Raw genomic sequence first — 23,526 nt, forward strand, 5'->3', positions numbered from 1 at the left:
ATAATGAATTTACAGTAGTTGTTGCAAGTAAAGAAACAAAACAATTCATTTATTTCATCGTATTTTAGATTGAAAGAAAAAACAAGCTCCCTGCTATAAGCAAAGAACTTGTTTTATCGGTCGTATTCCACTACATGCGAATCATAAAATTCTCACGGATTAAAGGTTCACTTTATTTTTTCTTTGATAACCAATCAGCTACTTTAGAAGCCTGATCTGCTGGGATTATATTCGCTGGCATATTTCCTTTCCCTTTTGTAAGCACTTCCTTAATTTCATCTTTGGAAAGTTTCCCACCAACTTTTTGTAAGTTAGGACCTACTGCACCTTGCAACTGATCACCATGACAGCTCGTACAACTTTGTTTCACAATATCTTCTGGTTTCGATGCCGTTTGTGCAGGTTTCCCACCATTTTTTGCATCAGCAAGCTCTTTAGATTTATGTAACCCCTGAAACGAAAATACAAACATAATGATAATGCCCAGTGCTGCAATAAGAGCGAATGGAATCAACGGATTACGTTTCATATCTCTTCTCCCCCCTCTACACCCCCGAATAGTTAGATGATTCAGTCACTTCTATTGTACTTGAAAACATTCTATCAGAAAAGACAAAACTATCAGTTGTTAAAAATATTCCATAAATTCAGTTTATTGATTCTCTTCCTTTTATCCCATATTATTTTGATAAATATCAACGCTTCTCATCATATTTTTTGTTTTTCTACATATATTTTTGTATAGAATAAACGAAATTAATCGAAAAATCGAAAAATGAGCATTTGCAAATCAAAAGACAATTCTGTAAAATAAATTACAAGAATTGTAATCGTTACTGGCAGCTAAATTTTAACAAAAATTAACAAAATAAAAAAGTTTACTTCACAAATGTGAAGTAAACTTAAAAAGAACCCTATTCTAAGAAATCTTTTAAACGTTTGCTACGGCTTGGATGTCTTAATTTACGAAGCGCTTTTGCTTCAATTTGACGAATACGCTCTCTCGTTACGCCGAATACTTTCCCAACTTCTTCAAGCGTACGAGTTCGTCCATCATCTAAACCGAAACGAAGACGTAGAACATTTTCTTCACGATCTGTTAGTGTATCTAACACATCTTCTAATTGTTCTTTTAGCAATTCATACGCTGCATGGTCCGCAGGTGATGTTGCTTCTTGGTCTTCAATAAAATCGCCTAAATGTGAGTCATCCTCTTCACCAATTGGTGTTTCAAGAGAAACTGGCTCCTGTGCAATCTTTAAGATTTCGCGTACTTTTTCTGGAGCAAGATCCATTTCTTCTCCAATTTCTTCTGGAGATGGTTCACGTCCTAAATCTTGTAATAATTGACGCTGTACACGGATTAATTTATTAATTGTTTCAACCATATGAACGGGAATACGAATTGTTCTCGCTTGGTCTGCAATGGCACGTGTAATCGCTTGACGAATCCACCAAGTTGCATACGTACTGAATTTAAAACCTTTACGATAATCGAACTTTTCAACAGCTTTAATTAAACCCATGTTTCCTTCTTGGATTAAGTCTAAGAAGAGCATACCACGGCCTACATATCGTTTTGCAATACTTACAACAAGACGTAAATTCGCTTCCGCAAGACGGCGCTTCGCTTCTTCATCACCTTCTTCAATGCGGGTTGCAAGTCGAATTTCTTCTTCAGCAGATAGTAGATCCACACGGCCGATTTCTTTTAAATACATGCGAACAGGGTCATTGATTTTCACACCTGGTGGCACACTTAAATCATTTAAATCGAATTCTTCTTCTGTCTTTGTGATTTGGTGATTATTCGGACCTTCATCGTTGTCGCCAACTAAATCAATTCCTTGTTCACCTAAATATTCATAATATTCATCCATTTGATCAGATTCAATTTCAAATCCATTCATGCGTTCTGCAATCTCTTCATATGTAAGAACGCCACGTTTTTTTCCAAGCTCAGTGAGTTGTTCTTTCACTTGCTCAAGAGTCATATCAGTTTCAATTTGTTTAGAACGAGCTGGTTTATCAGCCATCTGTTCCCCTCCTTACGCGAGATACAAACATTCATTATAATAAAATTTTATACAAAAAGCTATCTTCTTGCTTTCTGATTTTGTAAATATGCTACATAAAATTTTGCAGCTTCTACTGGATCTGTTTTTTCCATTTGCTTTAATGCAAAAATGGTTTCCATCTTTTTAAGCTTTTGCTTGTGGCGGCTTAGCGCCTCTAAGTGACCTTGCAATATTTCATCACTGTATTCTGGATTAATGAATTCATCCGTTGAAATATTGGTGATAATATTTTTCAATTTCTCATCAGAGAGCCAGCTCAAGAAATTCCCGACTGAAGGTTCATTTCCCTTTTCATAATATGCATATAGTTCATATAAAATCCCTTTATGTTCTTCCGTATGAAAATCTTCTATATGAGGTTCAATACGGAAAGCAACTTCGGCACTTTGTAACATATGGTAAATGAGCTCTCTTTCTGCCCTTTCAAAACCTGAAAATTTCGGTTTTGCCTGAACAATTTGAGGCGGCTTAGAAATTTGTTTCGTTTGTTTTTGCTGTATCTTTTGTTCTTTGCGATATTGGTGCAATTGACCTAAAAGTGTTTCCATTGAGTAAGAAAATTCTTGCGATAATGATTTTAAATACGACTCCGCTTGCATTGCATCTTGCAATAATGCTAGCTCTTTTAAAACACTTTTCACATATTCTTCTTTACCAGACTCATCTTGCAAATTTTTCCCTAAACGCAAGTAATTTATTTTGAATCCAACAAAACTTATACTAGCCTTTACAAGATTTTCAAACGCCGCTGTTCCATATTGTTGCACATATTCATCAGGATCAAGCTTATCTGGCAATGAAGTAACCTTCACATGACAACCAACTTGCGATAACAATTGTCCTGCTTTCATCGTCGCTTCTCGTCCTGCTTTATCACCATCATAGCAAAGAACAACAGTTTCAACATTACGCCGCAGAAGTTTTGCCTGTTCTTCTGTTAAAGCTGTTCCCATCGTCGCAACTGATTCTTCAATCCCGCTTTTTACAGCAGCTAATACATCAGCATATCCTTCAAATAGAACAACTTGCCCTCGTTTTCTGATAAACGGTCTTGCTTGATGGAAGTTATACAGCAATTTGCTTTTGTAAAAAATAGGTGTTTCTGGGCTGTTTAAGTATTTCGGAGTATCATCCCCCAACGCCCTTCCACTAAACGCTGCGACTTTTCCTTGTAGTGTGTGAATGGGAAACATAACCCTTCCGCGAAAACGGTCATGGTGACTGCCATCCCTTTCACTCCGCACAAGCAAGCCAGCTTGCTCCATGGTCGATAACGAAAAACCTCTTTTTTGTAATATTTTTGCTGCTGCATCCCAACCTGGAGATGCATAACCAATTTCAAACTTTGCAATCATCTCTTTTGTAATACCTCGATTTAGTAAATAAGAAAGAGCTACATTTCCCTCTTCAGTATTTACTAAAAGATGGTGATAGTATTTTTTCAAAAGTTCGTGAGCCTGTAACATAATGACACTGTCATCAGATATGTTCTCTTGTTGATCTTGTCCTGATGTATAATCTACAACCGAAATATTATTTCTTTCTCCTAGCTTTTGCACAGCTTCTATGAAAGAGAGCCCTTCCATCTTCATGAGAAATGAAAAAACATTTCCTCCCTCTCCACATCCGAAGCAATGAAAAATTTGCTTGTCTAATGAAACAGAAAATGAAGGTGAATTCTCACCGTGGAATGGACAAAGCCCAAAATAATTGCGCCCTTGCTTTCTGAGCTGAACATACTCACCAATCACTTCTACAATATCAGATGCTGTCCGAATCTGTTCAACAACTTCTTCGGGAATTCTGTTCCCCATAACTCCATCTCCGTGTCGTATTTTGTATTCGATACAAATTAAAGGATTCCTTTATAATTCGACAATATTTTTTCTAAATTTATTAAAAAGCATTGTCGATCATGGGTTGAAAATGCTTTTGGACCTTTTGTGTAGGTCCCTTGTCTGCGTAACTTCGCAGATACATACCTACTATATAAAATTGTATCCATTTGCTCATCAGTCACAAATGTACCTCGTGGAGATAATACATATACTCCCTTTTTTACAAGAAGACCAGCAAGTCCCATATCCTGTGTGATTACGAGATCTGAAGCTTTGGCGTGTTTATAGATATAAAAATCCACCTCATCTTGCTCAGAATCCACATATATCCAATTCTCTTGCTGTTTTTTCGAACGATGGGCGTAGGATGCGACAAACAAAATTTCGACATGGAATTTTGTTCCAGTTTGCACAATTTCATCCTTCACAGGACATGCATCTGTATCAACTAGAATCTTGCTGATGTTTTGCATATTTCTGTATTCTACATCCCTTCTGTGAATCCTTCCATAATGTGCGTTTTCTTGTCCAGATTTTTGTCGATTTTACGTAAATACATACCTTTTCCGTAAATCCTATCCCTAGTTTATTCTGAAAAATTAAAGTCTAAACGTAAAATGTACCTTTTTATCACAATTTTTTATTATAATATATTTTCTCTAACTTCGCTACATATCCTTTAAAATTTTATCCGGCTATTCACGGGCAGTAATACTCCCATTTCAAAATTCAGATTAAAGTAAAAGGTTAAGCCGGGGACAACCTACCCGTAAAAGCCCAAATAGTAAAAGATGAAGAACTCCACTGATTAAAGTTTTTCTTTATCTTGAGCGAAAAAAGCACATTCACCCTTGGTAAATGTGCTAAAACATTTTTTGGTTTTGCACTGCATTCACAATAATATTCGCTGTTTCCTCAATTGCCTTATTTGACACATCAATAACTTGACAGTTTATTTTACTTACTACCTTCTCAAAATGATCAATTTCTTCTTTAATACGATTGATGTTCGCATATGTTGCTCCATCACTTAACCCAAGTGATTTTAATCGTTCTTTTCGAATGTGATTTAACTTATCCGGTGTAATTTTCAAACCGAAACATTTCTCTTTTGCAACTTGATATAATTCTTCAGGCGGATCCACTTCTGGTACAAGTGGTACGTTCGCAACCTTCAATCGTTTATTATGAGCTAAATATTGTGAAAGTGGCGTCTTTGATGTACGTGATATCCCAATTAAAACGATATCAGCTTTTAAAATCCCACGTGCATCTCTACCATCATCATATTTAACAGCAAACTCAATTGCTTCAATCTTTTTAAAATATTCTTCATCTAATCTACGAACAACACCAGGTTCATACCTTGGAACTTGTCCTGTAATCTCTTCGATTTGATCGATAAGAGGCCCGATAATGTCATATGCCTCTACACCCTCTTTTGCCGCTTCTGCTAACAAATACTGACGCATTTCTGGTTTTACTAACGTAAAGCAAATAAGCGCTCGATTACTTTTCGCAATTGAAATTACCTCTTTTAATGTCCCTGTATCTTCCACATACGGTACACGTCTAATATCAGGAGCAAATGGAAACTGTCCCATTGCAGCTCGAACAACTAAATCAGCCGTCTCTCCAACAGAGTCAGATACGACATATACGATTTTATTATCCATTACATTACCTCACTTTAAACAAATTACACTTATTCATTGTTTACTAAATTTACAAACGCACGCGTAATATTTGTTTTTGTAATTCGACCAACAACTTCTAACCCTTGTTTCGTGTCTTTTACCACTGGTACAGCATCAATCTGTCTTTCTATTAATTCCATCGCAACATCATATAGAGAATCCTCTCTACGGCACATTGCGATGTTTGGCATCCTTGTCATGATAATATTAACCGGAAGCGATGTTAAATCCTGCTTTCCTAAGCTTGCACGTAATAAATCTTTACGAGAAACTACCCCAACTAGAAGCGTCGCTTGATCTACAACAAATAAAGTACCAACATCTTCTAAAAACATGGTACAAATCGCATCGTATACGGAAATATTTTTATCAATTACAGCCGGTCTAGATTGATAATCTTGTACCTTAACTTTCTTAACAGCTTCTGATAATAACTGTCCCCCAGTTTTCCCTGTATAAAAATAACCGACACGTGGACGTGCTTCTAAATAACCTGCCATCGTTAAAATCGCTAAGTCAGGTCTTAATGTTGCACGTGTTAAATTTAATTGTGCCGCAATTGATTCCCCTGTAATAGGACCGTGATCTTTTACAATCTGAATGATATGTTCTTGCCGTTTATTCAGTTCTATGATAATCACCACCTTCAATGCAAAACGAAAAAAGTTATACTATCTCTTAAATATTATATACTAAATATGCTTTTTGAAAAAGAAAGTATGTAAAAAGGACCTATATATGGTCCTCATTATATTTGAAATTTATCAAGTTGTTCAAGAAAACGCCTTGATTTCAAATAGATTCCGCAATATTCATCATAATATGTATTTAATACTGTACGTATTTGCCGCTTCGTTCCATCCTTAACAGATACATTACCAAGGCGAGCTAAATCAAAATGATAAAAGAGACGTAGCAATTTATGAACAGCCTCTCCCACCGGAATACGGTATGGATCTTGCTGCGCATGACGCGAGCACAGAAAACCGCCTTCTCGGACAGAGAAGGCGACAAAATCTGCTTCTTGGTGACAAATTGCACATGTATCAAAGTATGGATGCATCCCTAGTACTGGGAGCATTTTCGTTTGATAAATTAAAGACAATACTTCAGCATCAACACCCTCACACATATAGTGCAACGTTTGATGTAACATTTCAAATAAATACGGATTATGTTTCTTATCTTCAGTTGCTTTATCGGTCAATTCCACGATAAATGATGCATAAGCAGTTAAAAATATATCTTCACGAATTTCTTTCATAGATGAAATTATTTCACCTTGTTGCAAAGTCCCAAGTCCAGACCCCATTTGAATCAGAAAGTGACCGTGCATCATAAGTTGCGAAATAGATGCTAACCTACTTTTCGGTTTTTTCGCCCCTCTTGCCATTGCACTTACCTTTCCAAGCTCACGGGAAAATATCGTAACAATTTTATTCGTTTCTCCGTAATCTGTTGTCCGGATGACAATTCCCTCAACTTTTTGAAACATGTTTGTCACCATCCAAGGTTTGAACAAAACGGGTCAAGAAATTGGAGAATCTAGATGCGCTAGCTCCTCTTCATGTTGATCCATCTCATCGTTTACGTCTTTTTCCATTTCCTTCAAAAGCAAATACGTTTCAATGCTTCCTGTTTTGGAGAAAAACTTCCAGGTAAAATCTAGCATAAGAATCCACCTTTCTCAGTAAGCGTAGCATATAAACCAATTTCTTTTGTTGTTATTAAAATGACCCATTTTGTCCATTTTCATGTGAGAAAAATTTTCCTAATTTCTATTAATACTCATCTTCACGGAAACCAAGATCGCGAAGTTGTGACATTTTATTACGCCAATCTTTTTGTACTTTTACCCACACTTCTAAGAATACTTTTGAACCAAGAAGTGCTTCAATATCAAAGCGAGCTCGCTTTCCAACTTCTTTCAGCATCTTCCCTTGTTTTCCGATAATAATTCCTTTTTGCGATGGACGCTCTACAATAATTGTCGCATTCACATAGACCGCTCCACCTTCACGCTTTTGAATCGCATCAATCACAACCGCTACCGAATGTGGTACTTCCTCACGTGTTAAATGAAGTACCTTTTCACGAATAAGCTCAGCAATAATAAATCGCTCTGGATGATCCGTTACTTGGTTGTCTGGATAGTATTGTGGTCCTTCAGGTAAATATTTTTTAATCGCACCGATTAACGCCTCAACATTATTACCATCCAATGCAGAAATCGGAACAATTTCTGCAAATTCATGTAACTTACGATATTGATCAATTAATTCCAGCAATTGTTCCGGATGAACTTGGTCAATTTTATTGATTACTAGAAATACCGGTTGCTTTGTTTCTTGTAATTTTTCGATAATAAACTCTTCACCACGACCAAAACCTTCAGCAGCATTGACCATAAATAATACAATGTCAACTTCTTTTAATGTCGTTTGTGCCATCTTCACCATAAAATCGCCTAATTTATGCTTCGGCTTATGTATTCCTGGCGTATCAATAAAGATAACTTGTGAGTCATTTTCTGTGTATACACCTTGAATTTTATTACGAGTTGTTTGTGGTTTATCGCTCATAATTGCAATTTTTTGACCGATAATTCGATTTAAAAATGTAGACTTTCCAACATTCGGTCTTCCAATTATAGAGACAAAACCTGATTTATAACCTTTTCTATTCATGTAAATCCTCCGCTAAAAATGCTCCTGGTAACAATTCTCCAACTGTTGTCTCCTGAACGTCACCATGTAAATTTGATAAGTATACTTTCGTATCCTGTTTACATAATTCTATCATAACTTGACGGCACGCTCCACAAGGAGGTACTGGACGCTTCGTATCCGCTACTACCGCAATGGCTACAAATTCTTTATCTCCTTCAGAAACTGCTTTGAATAAAGCTGTTCTTTCTGCACAATTACATAATCCATATGATGCATTTTCAACATTACATCCTCGGTATACTTTTCCATCTTCCGTTAATAATGCTGCACCTACTTGAAACTTAGAATATGGTACATACGCTTGTTTACGCGCTTCGATTGCTTCTTGAATTAATTCTTTGCTGTTCATGCTCTCGCATCCTTTCCATTCACAATTGTGAAAAGATAAAATGAAACTTTCATTAACGGCGTTCTTAACGCTACCAAAGCATAACAAAAGCTTTGGAATGCAACTATACCATATAAGGTAAAAAGATAATAGCACCAATTATAACAGCTATAACAGTAAATAATAGCACTGCACCAGCAGCAACATCCTTTGCAATTTTCGCAAATGGTTTAAAATCCGCTGTGACTAAATCAACTGTTTTTTCAATTGCCGTATTGACCATTTCCAAACCCATGACAATTCCAATTGTAATGAGTAATATGAGCCATTCCGTTCTCGTTACACGGAAATAAAAGCCGCAGCATATAACAATAACTGCGGCCAAAAAATGAATTTTCATATTTCGTTCGTGACGAAGACAAAAGTATATACCAGCTATAGCATATCCAAAACTATTTATAAGTTTTCCTTTTTTCATCTACCTAATCCGAACGCCTCTAAAATTTCTTTTTGCTTTCCAAACATTTCTTGTTCGTCTTCATCTGTCATATGATCATAACCAAGTAAATGCAAGAATCCATGCAACGCTAAAAATCCTAATTCACGATCAAAGGAATGCCCATATTCTTCAGCCTGTTCTTTCGCTCTTGGAATAGAAATAATAAGATCTCCTAGCATACGCGGCATTTCCGCGCCAACGATCTCCATCTCTCCTTCTCCCATATCCTCCATTGCAAAAGAAATAACGTCTGTCGGTTGATCTTTGTCGCGATAATCACGATTAATTTCTTGAATACGTTCATTATCAACAAATGTAACAGAAAGCTCTGTTCCATCTTCTACGTTCTCCATTCGTGCAGCTTGCTCTAGCAAATCGCAAATCATATTCACATATTCTTCTTTCACTTCTTCTGTTTCATCAAAAAAATCTATTAATAAACTCATTCTGTCCCCTTTTCTTCCGGCGGTTCCGGATATTTAATACGAGAATGAAAAATACCATTTAACGTTTCACATAAAGTTTTCCCAACAATTTGTAATTCTTTAAATGTCAAATTACATTCACTAAATTGTCCATCCTGCAAACGATCTTTTATAATACTTTGTACTAAATTATTAATTTGTTCTGGTGTCGGATGGTTCATAGAACGCACTGCTGCTTCGACGCTATCCGCAATCCCAACAATTGCAGACTCTTTTGACGTCGCTTTTGATCCTGGATAACGGAACATTTTTTCTGTATATCTCTCTTTATCTTCTTTAATCGCTTTATAGTAAAAATATTTAAGTAATGTCGTTCCATGATGCTGTCCTGCAATATCAATAATTTCTTGCGGAATATGGTGTTCTTCTAACATTTTTACTCCATTTGTCACATGAGCAATAATAATATCTCTGCTCATTTCAGGATCTAATTTATCATGCGGGTTTTCAATCCCCATTTGGTTTTCTATAAAGAAATGAGGCTGCACTGTTTTCCCAATATCGTGATAATACGCACCAACACGTGCTAAAACTCCATTTGCTCCAACAGCCTCACAAGCTGCCTCAGAAAGGTTAGCAACCATAACGCTATGATGATATGTTCCCGGTGCTTCTAGTAAAATTTTACGAAGGAGCGGATGATTCGGGCTTGAAAGCTCCATAAGCTTCATACTTGATACAATTCCAAGACCACTTTCTAAATACGGTAAAATCCCCATAGCTAAAATGGATGAGATGATACCAGAAGCAGCAGCCATTAATAATTGTGAACCAATTTCAAGCGGCGAGAAGTTTCCATTACGCAAAAGTAATAGCGCAGCTAATACAACTACATTTAGAACAGAAACAAGGATGCCCGCTTGTAAGATCATCGAACGTCGATTTTTCTCTCTCAAAAAGATACTAACCGATAACGAGCTTAATAAAACATAAATACCTACACTATAATTCAGTGTACTCGTTACACCTTCATTAAACATAATACTCCCACATACAGAGAAGATCATACTTGTTATAAAAACAAAACGATCACCAATCATTAATTTTACTAGTATTGTTCCCATCGCGACCGGAACAACATATGCGATACCGGCATATTCCAACTTTTGAAACAAACTAATGATTTTCATCAAAACGACTGTAATCGCTACAATTGTTGTATAAGCTAAAATATATGGTTTTTCTTCTCTTTTCAATTTTAAAAACGATTCAAATTGCTTATGCATAAAGAATAGGAGTACACCAATAATGATTGCTAATCCTACAAATGGCTGAAATGTATTTCCTTGTTCAAGAAGCCCAACTAATTTCAATTGATCATATACTTCTCTTGTAATCGTGTCGCCTTCCTTCACAAGAATTTGCCCTTGAAGAATATAAACTGGCGCAACTGCATCTTCCGCTACTTTTTTCCGGTCTTTTGTAGCAGTTGAATCATAGAAATAATTTGCTTCAATTGCATATTTTCCAAGTACGTTAAGTGCGTCTTTTAAATCGCTATTCACATTAACATTGCGTATTTCATTGACAAATCGTTCTCTCGCATCATTTTCTTCATTCATTTTAATGTGAGTACTCATAATATTATTAATCGCTGTTACCATAGCATCTCTTGCTAATGACAATTGACCTGGTTCAGCATTTACAAACTGTAACAACACAGAATCAGATAAACTTTTTGTTAAATCTGTAGGCAATTTCTTCTTTAATTTCTCCAATCGTTCTGCAGCAGAAATCCTTTTCTGTTCATCAGGACCAGCAGCCTTCGTGTCAGCTTCCACTTCTTCTATCGCTAAAAAGACAGAGTTTACAATATCTACTTTATTTTGCTTGTATTCACTTCGATATGTATATTGGTCCTCTACCTTTTGAGCAGCTTCTCTCTTCTTTCTATCCGTCGTTACTTTATCTTCGATTTTGATAGGAGAGTGGATTGTTTGTTTCGAAATAGATAGCATTTTAACATCTAGTTGCTCTGGTTTCACATTGTTCATGAGTGCAAAAAACAGTACCGCTCCTAATAAAATATAAGAAATCCAGCTTAATTTTTTCGAATGTTGTATGTTACGAAACCACCTAGAAATTTCTTGAGATCTTGACATGATTTCAATACCTTCTCCTCTCCAGACATAAAGTGAATCTTTAATCAACGGGAGTTTTTTATCCCCACCAATGATTAACCCCCACCAATCGGGCTTTTTATAAGCAGGCTTCTACATTGCACTGCACATTCACAAGTAAATGAATCTACTTGTCCACCCTTTAATGATAGTAAAAAATAGGCTATTCGCCAACCCTTTCATCTATCTCTACCATACAAAAAGAAATGATCCTTACAAATAGGATCATTCCATTTTATCATATGCCTCGATAATCCGCTGCACAAGGGGATGTCTTACAACGTCCGATTGCTCTAATTTAACAAATGAAATCCCTGATACACCTGATAGAACATTCGCAGCAATTGAAAGTCCCGACTTTACCCCCTTCGGTAAATCAACCTGCGACGGATCGCCAGTAACAACCATTTTCGAACTAAAACCTAGGCGAGTTAAAAACATTTTAATTTGAGCACCAGTTGTATTTTGAGCTTCATCTAAAATAACGAAAGAATCATCCAGCGTACGTCCCCTCATATATGCAAGAGGTGCAATTTCAATCGTTCCTCTCTCTAGCATACGCTGTGTATATTCTTGCCCAAGAATATCATGAAGCGCATCGTATAAAGGACGTAAATAAGGGTCTACCTTTTCTTTTAAATCACCTGGTAAAAAACCTAAGCTTTCCCCTGCTTCTACAGCTGGTCTTGTTAAAATAATCTTTTTTACATACCCTTGCTTTAATGCTCGTACAGCCATTACCACAGCTAAATATGTCTTCCCTGTACCAGCAGGCCCTATTCCAAATACAATATCATTCTTCTTCATCGCATGAATGTACTGTCTTTGACCCATTGTTTTCACACGGATGGATTTACCTTTTGCTGTTTTAAAGATCTCCTCTTCATATAGCTCTTCAAAATGAGTTATTTTCCCTTGACGTCCAAGCTGAATTGCATATGCAACATCTCGTTCCGAGATTGATACACCTTTACGAATAACAGCAAGTAATTGCTGTAAAATTTTTTCAACAAGCGCCACGGTTTCATCTGTTCCAGATACACGAACAGATTCACCTCGCGTTACGATAGATACGGCAAGTTCTCGTTCAATTACTTTTAAATGTGCATCATTCACTCCAAATAGAGCAATTGCTTCATTAGGATTTTCCACTTGTTGATTCATTTCTATTAATTGTTCTGCCATTACTCAGTCTCCTTGAATATCGGATTCAGATATCGGTTGTGGCTCTGCAATATTTTCAATCACTGTATAATGTAATGTTACTCTTAGATGATTCGCCTCAACCTCGTTGTGCAAAATCTTATCACTTACAATCATAGCATGTTCATCCAATTTTTTCTTTAGTTCTTTTTCAGCCATTTCTTTCGCTACTCGCATTGCTTGTTTTTCTGTATATTCACGATTCGCTTCTTCCTCTTCACGCACAATTTCCCTTTCATAGGAAATAGGCAATATAAAACCAAACAGTTTCACATCATGTTTGACATTTTCAGTACGAGACCGCTTATACTTATCATGCTGAAATCCCCATATTTTTATTTTAACACTTCCAAGACGAAGATAATGCTCATTATATGAATTTCCTGTATACACTTGAAATGTTGTTTTTAAAGGAACTGTCACTTCAGATTCATACCACGTTTCTCCATATACAATTCCTTTAGCAGAAACAATCGTTGGATTATCCTCTTTTCCAAACATCCCTGACACAAGAAGTTGTCCCTTTTGCACATAATCATTTTTCATTACAACTGGTTTTCCAGTTTCCACAAATGTTTTTGTAATGATTGCCTCTTTTTTGGCAACTAAATTTTGTGGTTTTTGCTCTTTCTCCTTCTCCGGCTCATTTTTTTCAACAATTTTAAAATGATATGTTGTCCCCTTTATCTCTAGGCCAGCCCATGTAATCGCATTAATATTATCTGTCAAATGACGCTGAACATCTTCTACATTCGGCATTTGAAATTGCAGTCTTCCTTTTTTAATGCCCATTTTATCCAATTCTTTTATAAGAATATATTCCGTTTCCGGTTTTGCCCCTGTAATCTCGATTTTCCAGACCATATTTGATAAAGCAATCATACCGAAAAAAAAGATAAGAAAACCGATTAAAAAACCACTATTCTTAAGCAAACGCTTATTCAAAAACGGAAAACCGAAACGTCCAATAAAGTATAGCTTACATTCATTTTTTCGATAGATCGGTCTCAGTCGCTTCACATCACGAAGCAACATACAAAATACTAATGTATCTTCTGCAATCTTCTTTACTTCCCATACGACTAAATTTCTGCGCACACATTCATTAATAAAACGCTCGGCTCCTCTACCTTCAATTCGAACCTTCACATACCCAAGCCATCGTGTGAACCATTGATTTTTCATCGTCCGTCCCACTACCTTTCTCAAAAGCACAAATGTTACGCCACTATTTTCGTAGTGCTTTCTTCAGCTTTTAACATTCAAATAGCTCGTACGAAACGAAATAAGAAGAAAAACTTCACTAATGGAAGTTTCATTATAATTTATCTTTCTTCTCATTTTCTAAAAACGTTACTTGTTCAATAATCCCTTCAAGCAAAAGCTCTTCTGGAAGAATTGTTTTAATAACAAACGATTGCCCTTTTATTAATAGTTGACCATGTTTCAATAACAACCGCACTTCTTTATCTGTAAATACTAATAACCCTCGATGATTTTCTATATAAATATGTACTTGCCCGACAAGGGTAATACGAGGTAGATCCATTAGTACATCCACTGGTAGGTCTATTTGCTTTGTTAGCCAATTTTTCATTTGCACTAATTTCTTCATCTCCAAGACCCCCCTCTCATCCCATATGTATGAAAAAAGAGCTTGTAATATCACGTCCAAAAAGAAAAAAGCATAAAAAAACGTCTCATTTCTCATGAGACGCTTTTTTATGCTAATAGCTGTGCAACCAGCTTATTCACTTGTGATCCGTCTGCTTTACCTTTTACTTTCGGCATAACAGCACTCATCACTTTACCCATATCTGCCTTAGAAGCAGCACCAACTTCAGAAATAACTTGCTTAACTACATTCACTAGCTCTTCTTCTGTTAGTTGTTCAGGTAAATACGTATTTAAAATCTGAATTTCATTTTGCAGTTTATCAACAAGGTCATCACGACCCGCTTTTTTAAATTCAAGGAGGGAGTCCTTATGCTGTTTTACTTCACGAGTTAAAACTGTTAATTCCTCTTCTTCAGTAAGAGTATGTTGCAGTTTAATTCCTTCATTTTGCAAAGCAGCCTTAACCATACGAATAACGGTTAATTTTTCTTTTTGTTTATTCTTCATCGCTTGTTTCATATCATCGTTTAAACGACCGAGAAGACTCATAACTTACACCCTCTCTTAGAATTTACGCTTTCTTGCCGCTTCAGACTTCTTCTTACGTTTTACACTTGGTTTTTCATAAAACTCGCGCTTTCTTGCTTCAGCAAGTGTACCAGTTTTAGAAACCGATCTTTTAAAACGGCGAAGTGCATCCTCCAAAGACTCGTTTTTACGAACGACTGTTTTTGACATTCTCTTTCCCTCCCTCCGAAACATCACACTTACATACTAACTTCAGCATGCAAAAAGAAACACTTCTTCAGCATGTCTTTTACGATTATAATACATTTTGTTACTTCAGGTCAACTATTTGACAGAATAAAAGAAGAGTAGATGCCCTTCTTCTATCTAAATTTGTTCAAATCATACATTACAGCTAATGTATATTTTATTTTTTGAACAATTCAATCCATCTAGCTATAATAGCTAGATGGATTCGTTTCTTTTACCTTCCATACAAGAAGATAACAAGCTTATCAGATAGGACTAAACAGTCGGCTCCGCTTTTAAATTAATAATCCGTTGTTGCTGTTTTCCCACTTACTAGTGCAACACCAGCACTTGTACCAATACGTGTTGCTCCCGCTTCTACCATCGCGTCCATATCTTCTCCGTTACGAACACCACCAGAAGCTTTCACACCGATTTCTGGCCCAACTGTTTTTCTCATTAGTGCTACATCTTCTACTGTTGCCCCGCCCGTTGAGAAGCCAGTCGATGTTTTTACAAAATCTACACCTGCTTTTACAGATAATTCACAAGCACGAACTTTTTCTTCTTCTGTTAATAAGCATGTTTCAATAATAATTTTTACAAGTGCTTTTCCTTTTGCAGCTTCTACAACCGCACGAACGTCGCGCTCTACTAATTCATCATTTTTATCTTTTAATGCACCAATATTAATTACCATATCAACTTCTGTTGCACCTTTTGCAATTGCATCTTGCGTTTCAAACGCTTTTGTTTCTGGTGTATTTGCTCCAAGAGGGAAACCGATTACTGTACAAACTTTTACATCTGTACCTTTTAATAATTCTGCTGCAGTTTCAACCCAAGTAGGGTTTACACACACAGACGCGAAGTCATGTTTCTTTGCTTCCTCACATAATGTAACAATCGCTTCTTTTTTTGTATCCGGTTTTAATAATGTGTGGTCAATTAACTTTGCATAGTTCATTTTTCATATGCCCCTTTCTTCACTACACGGTTGTCTGACAACCATAACGGTTAGCATTATAGCATGAAATATTACAACTTCATATCTTAACTTCTCCAGCAAAGAAAAAAGCATGCAAACCCTTTTCGTTTGCATGCTTTTCTCTTACGCACTTGCTGATTCTTTTTTCACATCATCTTCAAGAACACGAACAAATTGCGCTTCGTTATATGGGTAACCAGCTTTTGTAATTTTCACTTTTACTAGTTTGCCGATTAATTCTTCAGATCCTTCAAACACAACTTTTAAATAGTTATCTGTATAACCTACATATAATCCTTCACGATCGCCGTCTTTGAAAGGCTCTTCTGGAATAATCTCAAGAACTTCACCTTCAAATTGAGATGCGTATTCTTTCGCTAACTGATTCGATAATTCAATTAAACGATGAACACGATCATTTTTTACTTCTTCAGGAATTTGGTCATCCATACGAGCCGCAGGTGTTCCTGTACGTTTTGAATAAGGGAACACGTGCAATTCAGAGAAACGGTTTTCTTTAATGAAATTGTATGTTTCCATAAATTCTTCTTCCGTTTCACCAGGGAAGCCAACAATTACATCGGATGTAATCGCAAGGCCTGGTAACGCTTCTTTCAAGCGATCTAAACGCTCTTGGAAAAATTCCATCGTATACTTACGGCGCATACGTTTTAGTACAGTGTTAGAACCTGATTGTAGTGGAATGTGCAAATGACGGACAACTACTTCAGATTTATCTAATACTTCAATTACTTCATCTGAAATTTGACTCGCTTCAATTGAAGAAATACGAAGACGTTTCAAGCCATTTACCTCTGCTTCCATATCGCGAAGCAATCCAGCTAAATTGTAGTTTTTCATGTCTTCCCCATATCCACCTGTGTGAATACCAGTTAAGACGATTTCTTTATAACCTGCATCCACTAATTGCTGCGCTTGGTGAATAACTTCTTTTCCATCACGAGAACGCATTAAACCACGTGCCCAAGGAATAATACAGAACGTACAGAAATTATTACAACCTTCTTGTATTTTTAAAGATGCACGTGTACGGTCAGTGAAATACGGTACATCAAGCTCTTCATATACACGTGTTTTCATAATGTTACGGACAGCATTGATTGGTTGACGTTCTTTACGGAACTCTTCAATATACCCTAGCATTTTCTCACGATTTTGCGTACCAACAACGATATCTACGCCTGGAATCGCCATAATTTCCGCTGGAGATGTTTGTGCGTAACATCCTGTTACACAAATAACAGCGTCTGGATTTTGACGTACAGCACGTCGAATAACTTGACGGCTTTTTTTGTCTCCAGTATTTGTTACTGTACATGTATTGATTACATACACATCAGCTTTCTTTTCATATTCAGTTCTTTCATAACCACCTTGTTTAAACAATTGCCAAATTGCTTCTGTTTCATAGTGGTTTACTTTACAACCTAACGTGTGAAACGCAACAGTTGCCATTGATCATCACCCCATCAATTCAAAATGATAAGAAGCGGCACTTAACGCATAAAGCGGCGCCGTTTCTGTTCGTAAAATCCTCGGCCCTAAACTACATGGTATAAATTTATGTTCACGAAGCGCAGAAATTTCTTCCTCAGATAAACCACCTTCTGGGCCAAATACAACCAACAGTTTTTGACCACGTTCAAGTGCCGTTAAAGCCTTCGCAAAATTAGCTTTTTCGCCTTGCTTTGCTTCCTCTTCATACGCAACAAGACAAACATCATAATCACTGCTCATCGCAAGCAATTGTTTAAATGATGCCGGAGCATGTACAGCTGGAATTTCACTTCTATGCGATTGCTCTGCAGCTTCTTTCACAATTTTTTTCAAGCGCTCAACTTTTTTATCTGCTTTTTTTGCATCCCATTTTACAATAGAACGAGATGCTTGAAATGGTAAAAATGCGGCCGCCCCAAGCTCAGTTCCTTTTTGAAAAATTAACTCTAGCTTGTCTCCTTTTGGCAGTCCACTTGCAATCGTCACGAACACTGGCAGTTCACTTGACGCCTCTACCCATTCTACAATAGCACTATCCACAAATTCACTGGTAATTTCAGCAATTGTACACATTGCTGTTTTACCGTTTACACAGCAATAAATGTGATCACCAACTGACATGCGCATCACTCTTGCGATATGATGTACATCATCACCTACAATACGAATACTTGCATCATTTACATACTTCTCTTCTACAAAATAACGTTGCATCTCATCACCTTAGTAAAGTTTCGTTCCTTTCGTAAGTCCTCCCTTACGAAAAGAACGAAACGTTATCATTTTAATATAACAAACGGCAAGTCTCTCACTTCATATAGCGAGAGACTCTTTCGTTCATTATTAACATAAATTATATATTACGCATTTCGTGCAATGATTGCTACCCAATCTTCCATTCTCAACACTTCTTCAATTGTAAATCCAGCTTTTTCTAACGCCTCAGAGATTACTTTTTCTTTTGCTCCAATAATACCAGATGTAATAAATAGTCCACCCTGTTTTACAACTCTCGCTGCGTCTTCAGGGAATAGAAGAATAATTTCTGCAAGTAAATTTGCTACAATCAAATCTACTGGTCCTTCAATACCTTCTAATAAACTATTTTGTCCGACAGATACGATACCGTCCGTTTTATTTAAACGAACATTCATCTCCGCACTTTCAACTGCAACTGGATCTAAATCATACGCTTGAACAGATGCTGCACCTAATTTTGCTGCAGCAATACTTAATACACCAGAACCTGTTCCAACATCAATTACGGTATTACCTGGCTGCACTGTTTTCTCTAACGCACGAATACACATCGTTGTTGTTGGATGTGTCCCTGTACCAAATGCCATCCCTGGATCTAATTCAATAATTTTTTCATCTGGAGAAGAAGGTATATATTCTTCCCAAGTTGGCACAATTGTGAATGTATCAGAAATTTGAACTGGATGATAATATTTTTTCCAAGCAGTAGCCCAGTCTTCCTCATCGACTTCATTAATCGTAATATTTCCTGTACCAATTTCGATGTCGAAAGATGGAAGTACATCAATAGATGATTTTACACTCGCAACTGTTTCATGTAAAGAATCCGTTTGTGGAAAATATGCTTTTATTAACACACCATCTTCTGGATATTCAGATGGATTGAGCGCATAAATTTCACCATACTGTTGCTCACGCTCTTTTGTTAACTCTGCCGGGTCTTCAATCGCTACACCGCTAGCACCTGCTTCGTGTAAAATATGAGAAACAGCTTCTACTGCTTCCTCCATTGTATGAATACTAATTTCTGACCATTTCACAATTTACCAACTCCATTTTTTATTTCCATTATTCCCCTTTGAAAGCTCGTTTAAGCTTTCCAAATAGGCTATCATCTTGATCTTCTTGTCCTGCAAATTCACGTAATAATTCTTTTTGATGTGATGTTAATTTCGTTGGTACAACAACACGAACAACTACATATTGATCACCTTGGCCATATCCACGTACATTTGGAGCGCCTTTTCCTTTTAGGCGGAATTCCGTTCCTGTTTGCGTTCCTGCTGGTATTTTCAATTTCACTTTTCCATGAACAGTTGGAACTTCCACTTCAGCACCAAGCGCTACTTGCGTGAATGTTAATGGCATTTCACAAATAATATGATCGCCATCACGCTCGAAGAACTCATGGTCTCTTACATGAACAACAACATATAAATCACCAGCCGGCCCACCGTTTACACCCGCTTCACCTTTACCAGACACACGGATTTGTTGACCATTATCAATACCCGCTGGAATTTTAACGTTAATTTTTTTACGTTTACGTACTTTTCCAGAGCCATGACATGTTGTACATTTCTCTTTAATCATTTGGCCTGTTCCTGAACAATGTTTACACGCTTGACGATTTACAATACGACCAAATGGTGTATTTTGTTCTACGCTCACTTGACCTGTTCCTGAACAATGTTTACATGTTTCTTTTGAAGTTCCTGGTTTCGCCCCAGCGCCTTGACATGTGTCACATGGGTCTTCAACTGGAATTTCAACATTTAATTCCTTACCAAAAATCGCTTCTTCAAAGTTTAAAGTAACTTGATATTGCAAGTCAGCACCTTGACGCGGTGCATTTGGATCACGGCGTCTGCCGCCACCTCCGCCAAAGAATGAGCTGAAAATGTCTTCAAATCCGAATCCACCACCAAAGTCTCCACCGCCGAAGCCGCCAAAACCCTGATTTGGATCAGCATGACCAAATTGATCGTACTGCGCACGTTTCTGATCGTCACTTAAAACTTCATACGCTTCTTGTACTTCTTTAAACTTTTCAATTGCATTTTCTTCTTTGCTTACGTCTGGATGATATTTTTTAGCCAAACGACGGTATGCTTTTTTGATTTCATCTTTTGAAGCGCCCTTGCTAAGGCCGAGCACCTCATAATAATCTCTTTTATTCATAAATTTGTAACCCCCGAATCTTTCACATAAACGTAATTTTAACACCGAAAGAAAGTGCTTTGCAACAAAGTTTCCTCACTTACAGTATGCAAAAAGAAAAACTTAAGACTCTCATATGAAAGAGCTAACCTGCCCGAAGCACTTTCTTCATTCATGAAAAAAGCCAAAACCAAGGCACGCTTGACTTTGACTTTTTGTCATCTTACTTATGTTTTTTTACTTTATTACTTATCTTCTTTTACTTCTTCAAACTCAGCGTCAACTACGTTGTCATTTTTTGCACTAGCGTTACCTTGTGTACCTTCTGCTTGCTGAGCACCAGCAGCTGCTTGAGCTTGTTCATATAATTTTACAGTAAGTTGTTGTACGATTTCTTGAAGTGCATCTTTTTTCGCACGAATTTCATCAAGATCATTTTTCTCGATTGCCGCTTGTAATGCTTCTTTTGCTTCTGTTGCTTTCGCTACCTCAGCTGCATCTACTTTACCTTCTAAATCTTTTACAACTTTATCTGTTTGGAATACAAGTTGGTCAGCTTCATTACGAAGTTCAACTTCTTCCTTACGCTTTTGGTCAGCATCAGCATTTGCTTCAGCTTCTTTTACCATACGATCTACTTCTTCATCAGAAAGACCTGAAGAAGATTGGATTGTAATTGTTTGTTCTTTACTTGTTCCTAAGTCTTTTGCACGTACATTTACGATACCGTTCGCATCAATATCGAATGTTACTTCGATTTGCGGAATACCACGTGGTGCTGGTGGGATATCTGTTAATTGGAAGCGACCTAGTGTTTTGTTGTCAGCTGACATTGGACGCTCACCTTGCAATACGTGAATGTCTACTGCAGGCTGATTATCAGCAGCAGTTGAGAACACTTGTGACTTACTTGTTGGAATTGTTGTGTTACGCTCGATTAACTTCGTAAATACGCCACCCATAGTTTCGATACCTAAAGAAAGTGGAGTTACGTCTAATAATAGAACGCCTTTTACATCACCAGTAAGTACACCGCCCTGAACTGCAGCACCTAACGCTACAACTTCATCAGGGTTAACGCCTTTATATGGTTCTTTACCAGTTTCACGTTTAATTGCTTCTTGTACAGCTGGGATACGAGTAGAACCACCAACAAGAATAACTTTATCTAATTCACTTGGAGAAAGACCAGCATCTTTTAATGCACGACGAGTTGGCTCTAATGTTCTTTCAACAAGGTTAGCTGAAAGTTCTTCGAATTTCGCTCTTGTTAAGTTTAATTCTAAGTGTAATGGACCAGCAGCCCCAGCACTAATGAATGGTAATGAAATTTGTGTTTGTGTTACACCTGAAAGATCTTTTTTCGCTTTTTCAGCTGCATCTTTCAAACGTTGAAGTGCCATTTTATCTTGGCTTAAATCAATGTTATTTTCTTTTTTGAATTCAGCTACTAAATGATCGATGATAACTTGGTCAAAGTCGTCACCACCAAGACGGTTGTCACCCGCAGTTGAAATAACTTCAAATGTTCCATCTGCTAACTCAAGAATAGATACGTCGAATGTACCGCCACCTAAGTCATATACTAGAACTTTTTGTTCTTCGTCTTGTTTTTCTAAACCGTAAGCAAGCGCAGCTGCTGTTGGTTCATTAATAATACGTTCTACTTCTAAACCAGCAATACGGCCAGCGTCTTTTGTTGCTTGGCGTTCTGCATCGTTGAAGTATGCTGGCACTGTGATAACAGCTTTCGTTACTGTTTCACCTAAGTACGCTTCAGCAGAAGCTTTTAAGTTTTGTAAAATGATTGCAGAAATTTCTTGAGGTGTGTAGTTTTTACCTTCAACTTCTACTTTGTAGTCTGTACCCATATGACGTTTAACAGACATGATTGTATTTGGGTTTGTAATCGCTTGACGCTTCGCTACTTCCCCAACTTGACGCTCTTCATTTTTGAAAGCTACAACAGAAGGTGTTGTACGGTTCCCTTCTGGATTTGGAATAACCTTTGGTTCTCCACCTTCCATAACAGCTACACAAGAGTTTGTTGTACCTAAGTCAATACCGATAATTTTACTCATGGCGAAACCTCCTACATTTATGTAAATTATTGATTTACTTTTACCATTGATGGGCGAATCACACGGTCTTTCAGTTTATAACCTTTTTGGAATTCTTCCACAACCGCGTTTGATTCAAACTCGCTGTCTTCTACTTGCATAACAGCTTGATGTTCATGCGGATCAAACTGTTTACCAACAGCTTCAATCGCTTCAACACCTTCTTTAGTCAGCGCTTCTAGCAATTGACGATATACCATTTCCATCCCTTGTAGTAAGGACTTCATCTGCTCGTCGCTCGCTTCCACTTGCATCGCTCTTTCAAAGTTATCAAGAGCTGGCAAAATATCTGACACAAGGCTTTGCGATCTGTATTTTTCAGCCGCTTGCTTATCCAGTTGAACACGGCGCTTATAGTTTTCAAAATCAGCTTGTAGACGTAATGTGCGACCTTCCGTTTCCGTCAATTTCGCTTGCAATCCATCTACTTTTTCTTGTAAAAGAGCCGCTTCACTTTTTTCTTCTACTACAGTTTCTTCACTGTTTTCTGCTGTAATAGATTCCTCAGTTTGCGTTTCTTTCGCTTCTTCAACTACTTGTTCGTTACGCTCTTCCACAACTTTCACCTCCTTAAAAGGCACCAGAGCTCATGCTTAACATGAGCGTCCAAGCATAGTTTTTATGTTACACA

The 23,526-nt window shown here is 37.1% G+C and carries 25 protein-coding genes; all 25 read right to left on the reverse strand.

All coding sequences use genetic code 11. The features are described 5' to 3' along the window. Positions 1-172: 172 nt before the first annotated feature. The 25 genes from cccA to grpE all read right to left on the reverse strand — a co-directional run bounded on the left by cccA (position 173) and on the right by grpE (position 23,452). Positions 173-529: a cytochrome c550 gene (gene cccA, locus ORL93_RS08265; RefSeq protein WP_003200671.1), complete on the reverse strand. Its 357-nt coding sequence runs from the start codon at positions 527-529 to the stop codon at positions 173-175. Positions 530-914: 385 nt separating this feature from the next. Next, entirely contained in the window at positions 915-2,036 is a 1,122-nt protein-coding gene (gene rpoD, locus ORL93_RS08270) for an RNA polymerase sigma factor RpoD (protein WP_003200669.1), read from the reverse strand. Between the two features lie 59 nt (positions 2,037-2,095). Then, a complete protein-coding gene (gene dnaG / locus ORL93_RS08275; RefSeq protein WP_097794430.1) occupies positions 2,096-3,892 on the reverse strand; it encodes a DNA primase in 1,797 nt (598 codons plus the stop codon). Between the two features lie 38 nt (positions 3,893-3,930). After that, a complete protein-coding gene (locus tag ORL93_RS08280; protein ID WP_265958847.1) occupies positions 3,931-4,389 on the reverse strand; it encodes a YaiI/YqxD family protein in 459 nt (152 codons plus the stop codon). Between the two features lie 390 nt (positions 4,390-4,779). Beyond that, a complete protein-coding gene (locus tag ORL93_RS08285) occupies positions 4,780-5,592 on the reverse strand; it encodes a pyruvate, water dikinase regulatory protein (RefSeq protein WP_003200663.1) in 813 nt (270 codons plus the stop codon). Positions 5,593-5,621: 29 nt separating this feature from the next. Next, positions 5,622-6,254, reverse strand: coding sequence for a transcriptional regulator CcpN (gene ccpN, locus ORL93_RS08290; RefSeq protein ID WP_097794432.1), 633 nt, complete (start codon positions 6,252-6,254; stop codon positions 5,622-5,624). A gap of 107 nt (positions 6,255-6,361) precedes the next feature. Beyond that, complete coding sequence (gene recO / locus ORL93_RS08295; protein WP_016116361.1) at positions 6,362-7,108, reverse strand: DNA repair protein RecO; 747 nt, start codon at positions 7,106-7,108, stop codon at positions 6,362-6,364. Between the two features lie 33 nt (positions 7,109-7,141). Further along, a complete protein-coding gene (locus ORL93_RS08300) occupies positions 7,142-7,285 on the reverse strand; it encodes a YqzL family protein (protein WP_000883924.1) in 144 nt (47 codons plus the stop codon). Between the two features lie 109 nt (positions 7,286-7,394). Beyond that, entirely contained in the window at positions 7,395-8,300 is a 906-nt protein-coding gene (era, locus tag ORL93_RS08305) for a GTPase Era (RefSeq protein ID WP_018765845.1), read from the reverse strand. After that, positions 8,293-8,691 carry a cytidine deaminase gene (locus ORL93_RS08310; protein WP_006095994.1) on the reverse strand — a complete coding sequence of 133 codons (399 nt, stop codon included), beginning with the start codon at positions 8,689-8,691 and terminating at the stop codon, positions 8,293-8,295. The genes era and ORL93_RS08310 overlap by 8 nt, the downstream gene beginning before the upstream one ends. A 103-nt stretch (positions 8,692-8,794) precedes the next feature. Next, positions 8,795-9,148, reverse strand: a complete 354-nt coding sequence (locus tag ORL93_RS08315) for a diacylglycerol kinase family protein (protein ID WP_033799103.1) — start codon at positions 9,146-9,148, stop codon at positions 8,795-8,797. Then, complete coding sequence (gene ybeY / locus ORL93_RS08320) at positions 9,145-9,615, reverse strand: rRNA maturation RNase YbeY (protein WP_018782551.1); 471 nt, start codon at positions 9,613-9,615, stop codon at positions 9,145-9,147. Before ybeY ends, ORL93_RS08315 begins: the two co-directional genes overlap by 4 nt. Then, on the reverse strand, positions 9,612-11,756 hold the full coding sequence (locus tag ORL93_RS08325) for an HD family phosphohydrolase (RefSeq protein ID WP_033799707.1): 2,145 nt from the start codon (positions 11,754-11,756) through the stop codon (positions 9,612-9,614). Before ORL93_RS08325 ends, ybeY begins: the two co-directional genes overlap by 4 nt. 243 nt (positions 11,757-11,999) lie before the next feature. Beyond that, positions 12,000-12,959: a PhoH family protein gene (locus ORL93_RS08330; protein WP_003208528.1), complete on the reverse strand. Its 960-nt coding sequence runs from the start codon at positions 12,957-12,959 to the stop codon at positions 12,000-12,002. Between the two features lie 3 nt (positions 12,960-12,962). Further along, complete coding sequence (yqfD, locus tag ORL93_RS08335; protein WP_097794433.1) at positions 12,963-14,162, reverse strand: sporulation protein YqfD; 1,200 nt, start codon at positions 14,160-14,162, stop codon at positions 12,963-12,965. 133 nt (positions 14,163-14,295) lie between these two features. After that, positions 14,296-14,592: a sporulation protein YqfC gene (gene yqfC / locus ORL93_RS08340; RefSeq protein WP_003200641.1), complete on the reverse strand. Its 297-nt coding sequence runs from the start codon at positions 14,590-14,592 to the stop codon at positions 14,296-14,298. A 107-nt stretch (positions 14,593-14,699) separates the two neighbouring features. Next, entirely contained in the window at positions 14,700-15,143 is a 444-nt protein-coding gene (locus ORL93_RS08345) for a GatB/YqeY domain-containing protein (protein WP_003200639.1), read from the reverse strand. Positions 15,144-15,158: 15 nt separating this feature from the next. Continuing rightward, positions 15,159-15,332 (reverse strand): 30S ribosomal protein S21, encoded by a 174-nt coding sequence (rpsU, locus tag ORL93_RS08350; RefSeq protein WP_000048061.1) that lies wholly within the window; start codon positions 15,330-15,332, stop codon positions 15,159-15,161. Positions 15,333-15,651: 319 nt separating this feature from the next. Next, a complete protein-coding gene (gene deoC / locus ORL93_RS08355) occupies positions 15,652-16,317 on the reverse strand; it encodes a deoxyribose-phosphate aldolase (RefSeq protein WP_097794434.1) in 666 nt (221 codons plus the stop codon). A gap of 144 nt (positions 16,318-16,461) precedes the next feature. Beyond that, complete coding sequence (mtaB, locus tag ORL93_RS08360) at positions 16,462-17,814, reverse strand: tRNA (N(6)-L-threonylcarbamoyladenosine(37)-C(2))-methylthiotransferase MtaB (protein ID WP_097794435.1); 1,353 nt, start codon at positions 17,812-17,814, stop codon at positions 16,462-16,464. A 6-nt stretch (positions 17,815-17,820) separates the two neighbouring features. Continuing rightward, entirely contained in the window at positions 17,821-18,570 is a 750-nt protein-coding gene (locus tag ORL93_RS08365) for a 16S rRNA (uracil(1498)-N(3))-methyltransferase (RefSeq protein ID WP_003208529.1), read from the reverse strand. Between the two features lie 146 nt (positions 18,571-18,716). Beyond that, positions 18,717-19,655: a 50S ribosomal protein L11 methyltransferase gene (prmA, locus tag ORL93_RS08370; RefSeq protein ID WP_097794436.1), complete on the reverse strand. Its 939-nt coding sequence runs from the start codon at positions 19,653-19,655 to the stop codon at positions 18,717-18,719. A 28-nt stretch (positions 19,656-19,683) separates the two neighbouring features. Then, on the reverse strand, positions 19,684-20,796 hold the full coding sequence (gene dnaJ / locus ORL93_RS08375; RefSeq protein ID WP_003200629.1) for a chaperone protein DnaJ: 1,113 nt from the start codon (positions 20,794-20,796) through the stop codon (positions 19,684-19,686). A gap of 224 nt (positions 20,797-21,020) precedes the next feature. Continuing rightward, positions 21,021-22,856: a chaperone protein DnaK gene (dnaK, locus tag ORL93_RS08380; RefSeq protein ID WP_003200627.1), complete on the reverse strand. Its 1,836-nt coding sequence runs from the start codon at positions 22,854-22,856 to the stop codon at positions 21,021-21,023. A 26-nt stretch (positions 22,857-22,882) separates the two neighbouring features. Continuing rightward, positions 22,883-23,452, reverse strand: a complete 570-nt coding sequence (grpE, locus tag ORL93_RS08385) for a nucleotide exchange factor GrpE (RefSeq protein ID WP_018765852.1) — start codon at positions 23,450-23,452, stop codon at positions 22,883-22,885. Between the last annotated feature and the right edge of the window lie 74 nt (positions 23,453-23,526).

Origin of the sequence: Bacillus sp. DHT2 (assembly GCF_026241455.1) — a bacterium.
Taxonomy (GTDB): Bacteria; Bacillota; Bacilli; order Bacillales; family Bacillaceae_G; genus Bacillus_A; species Bacillus_A pseudomycoides.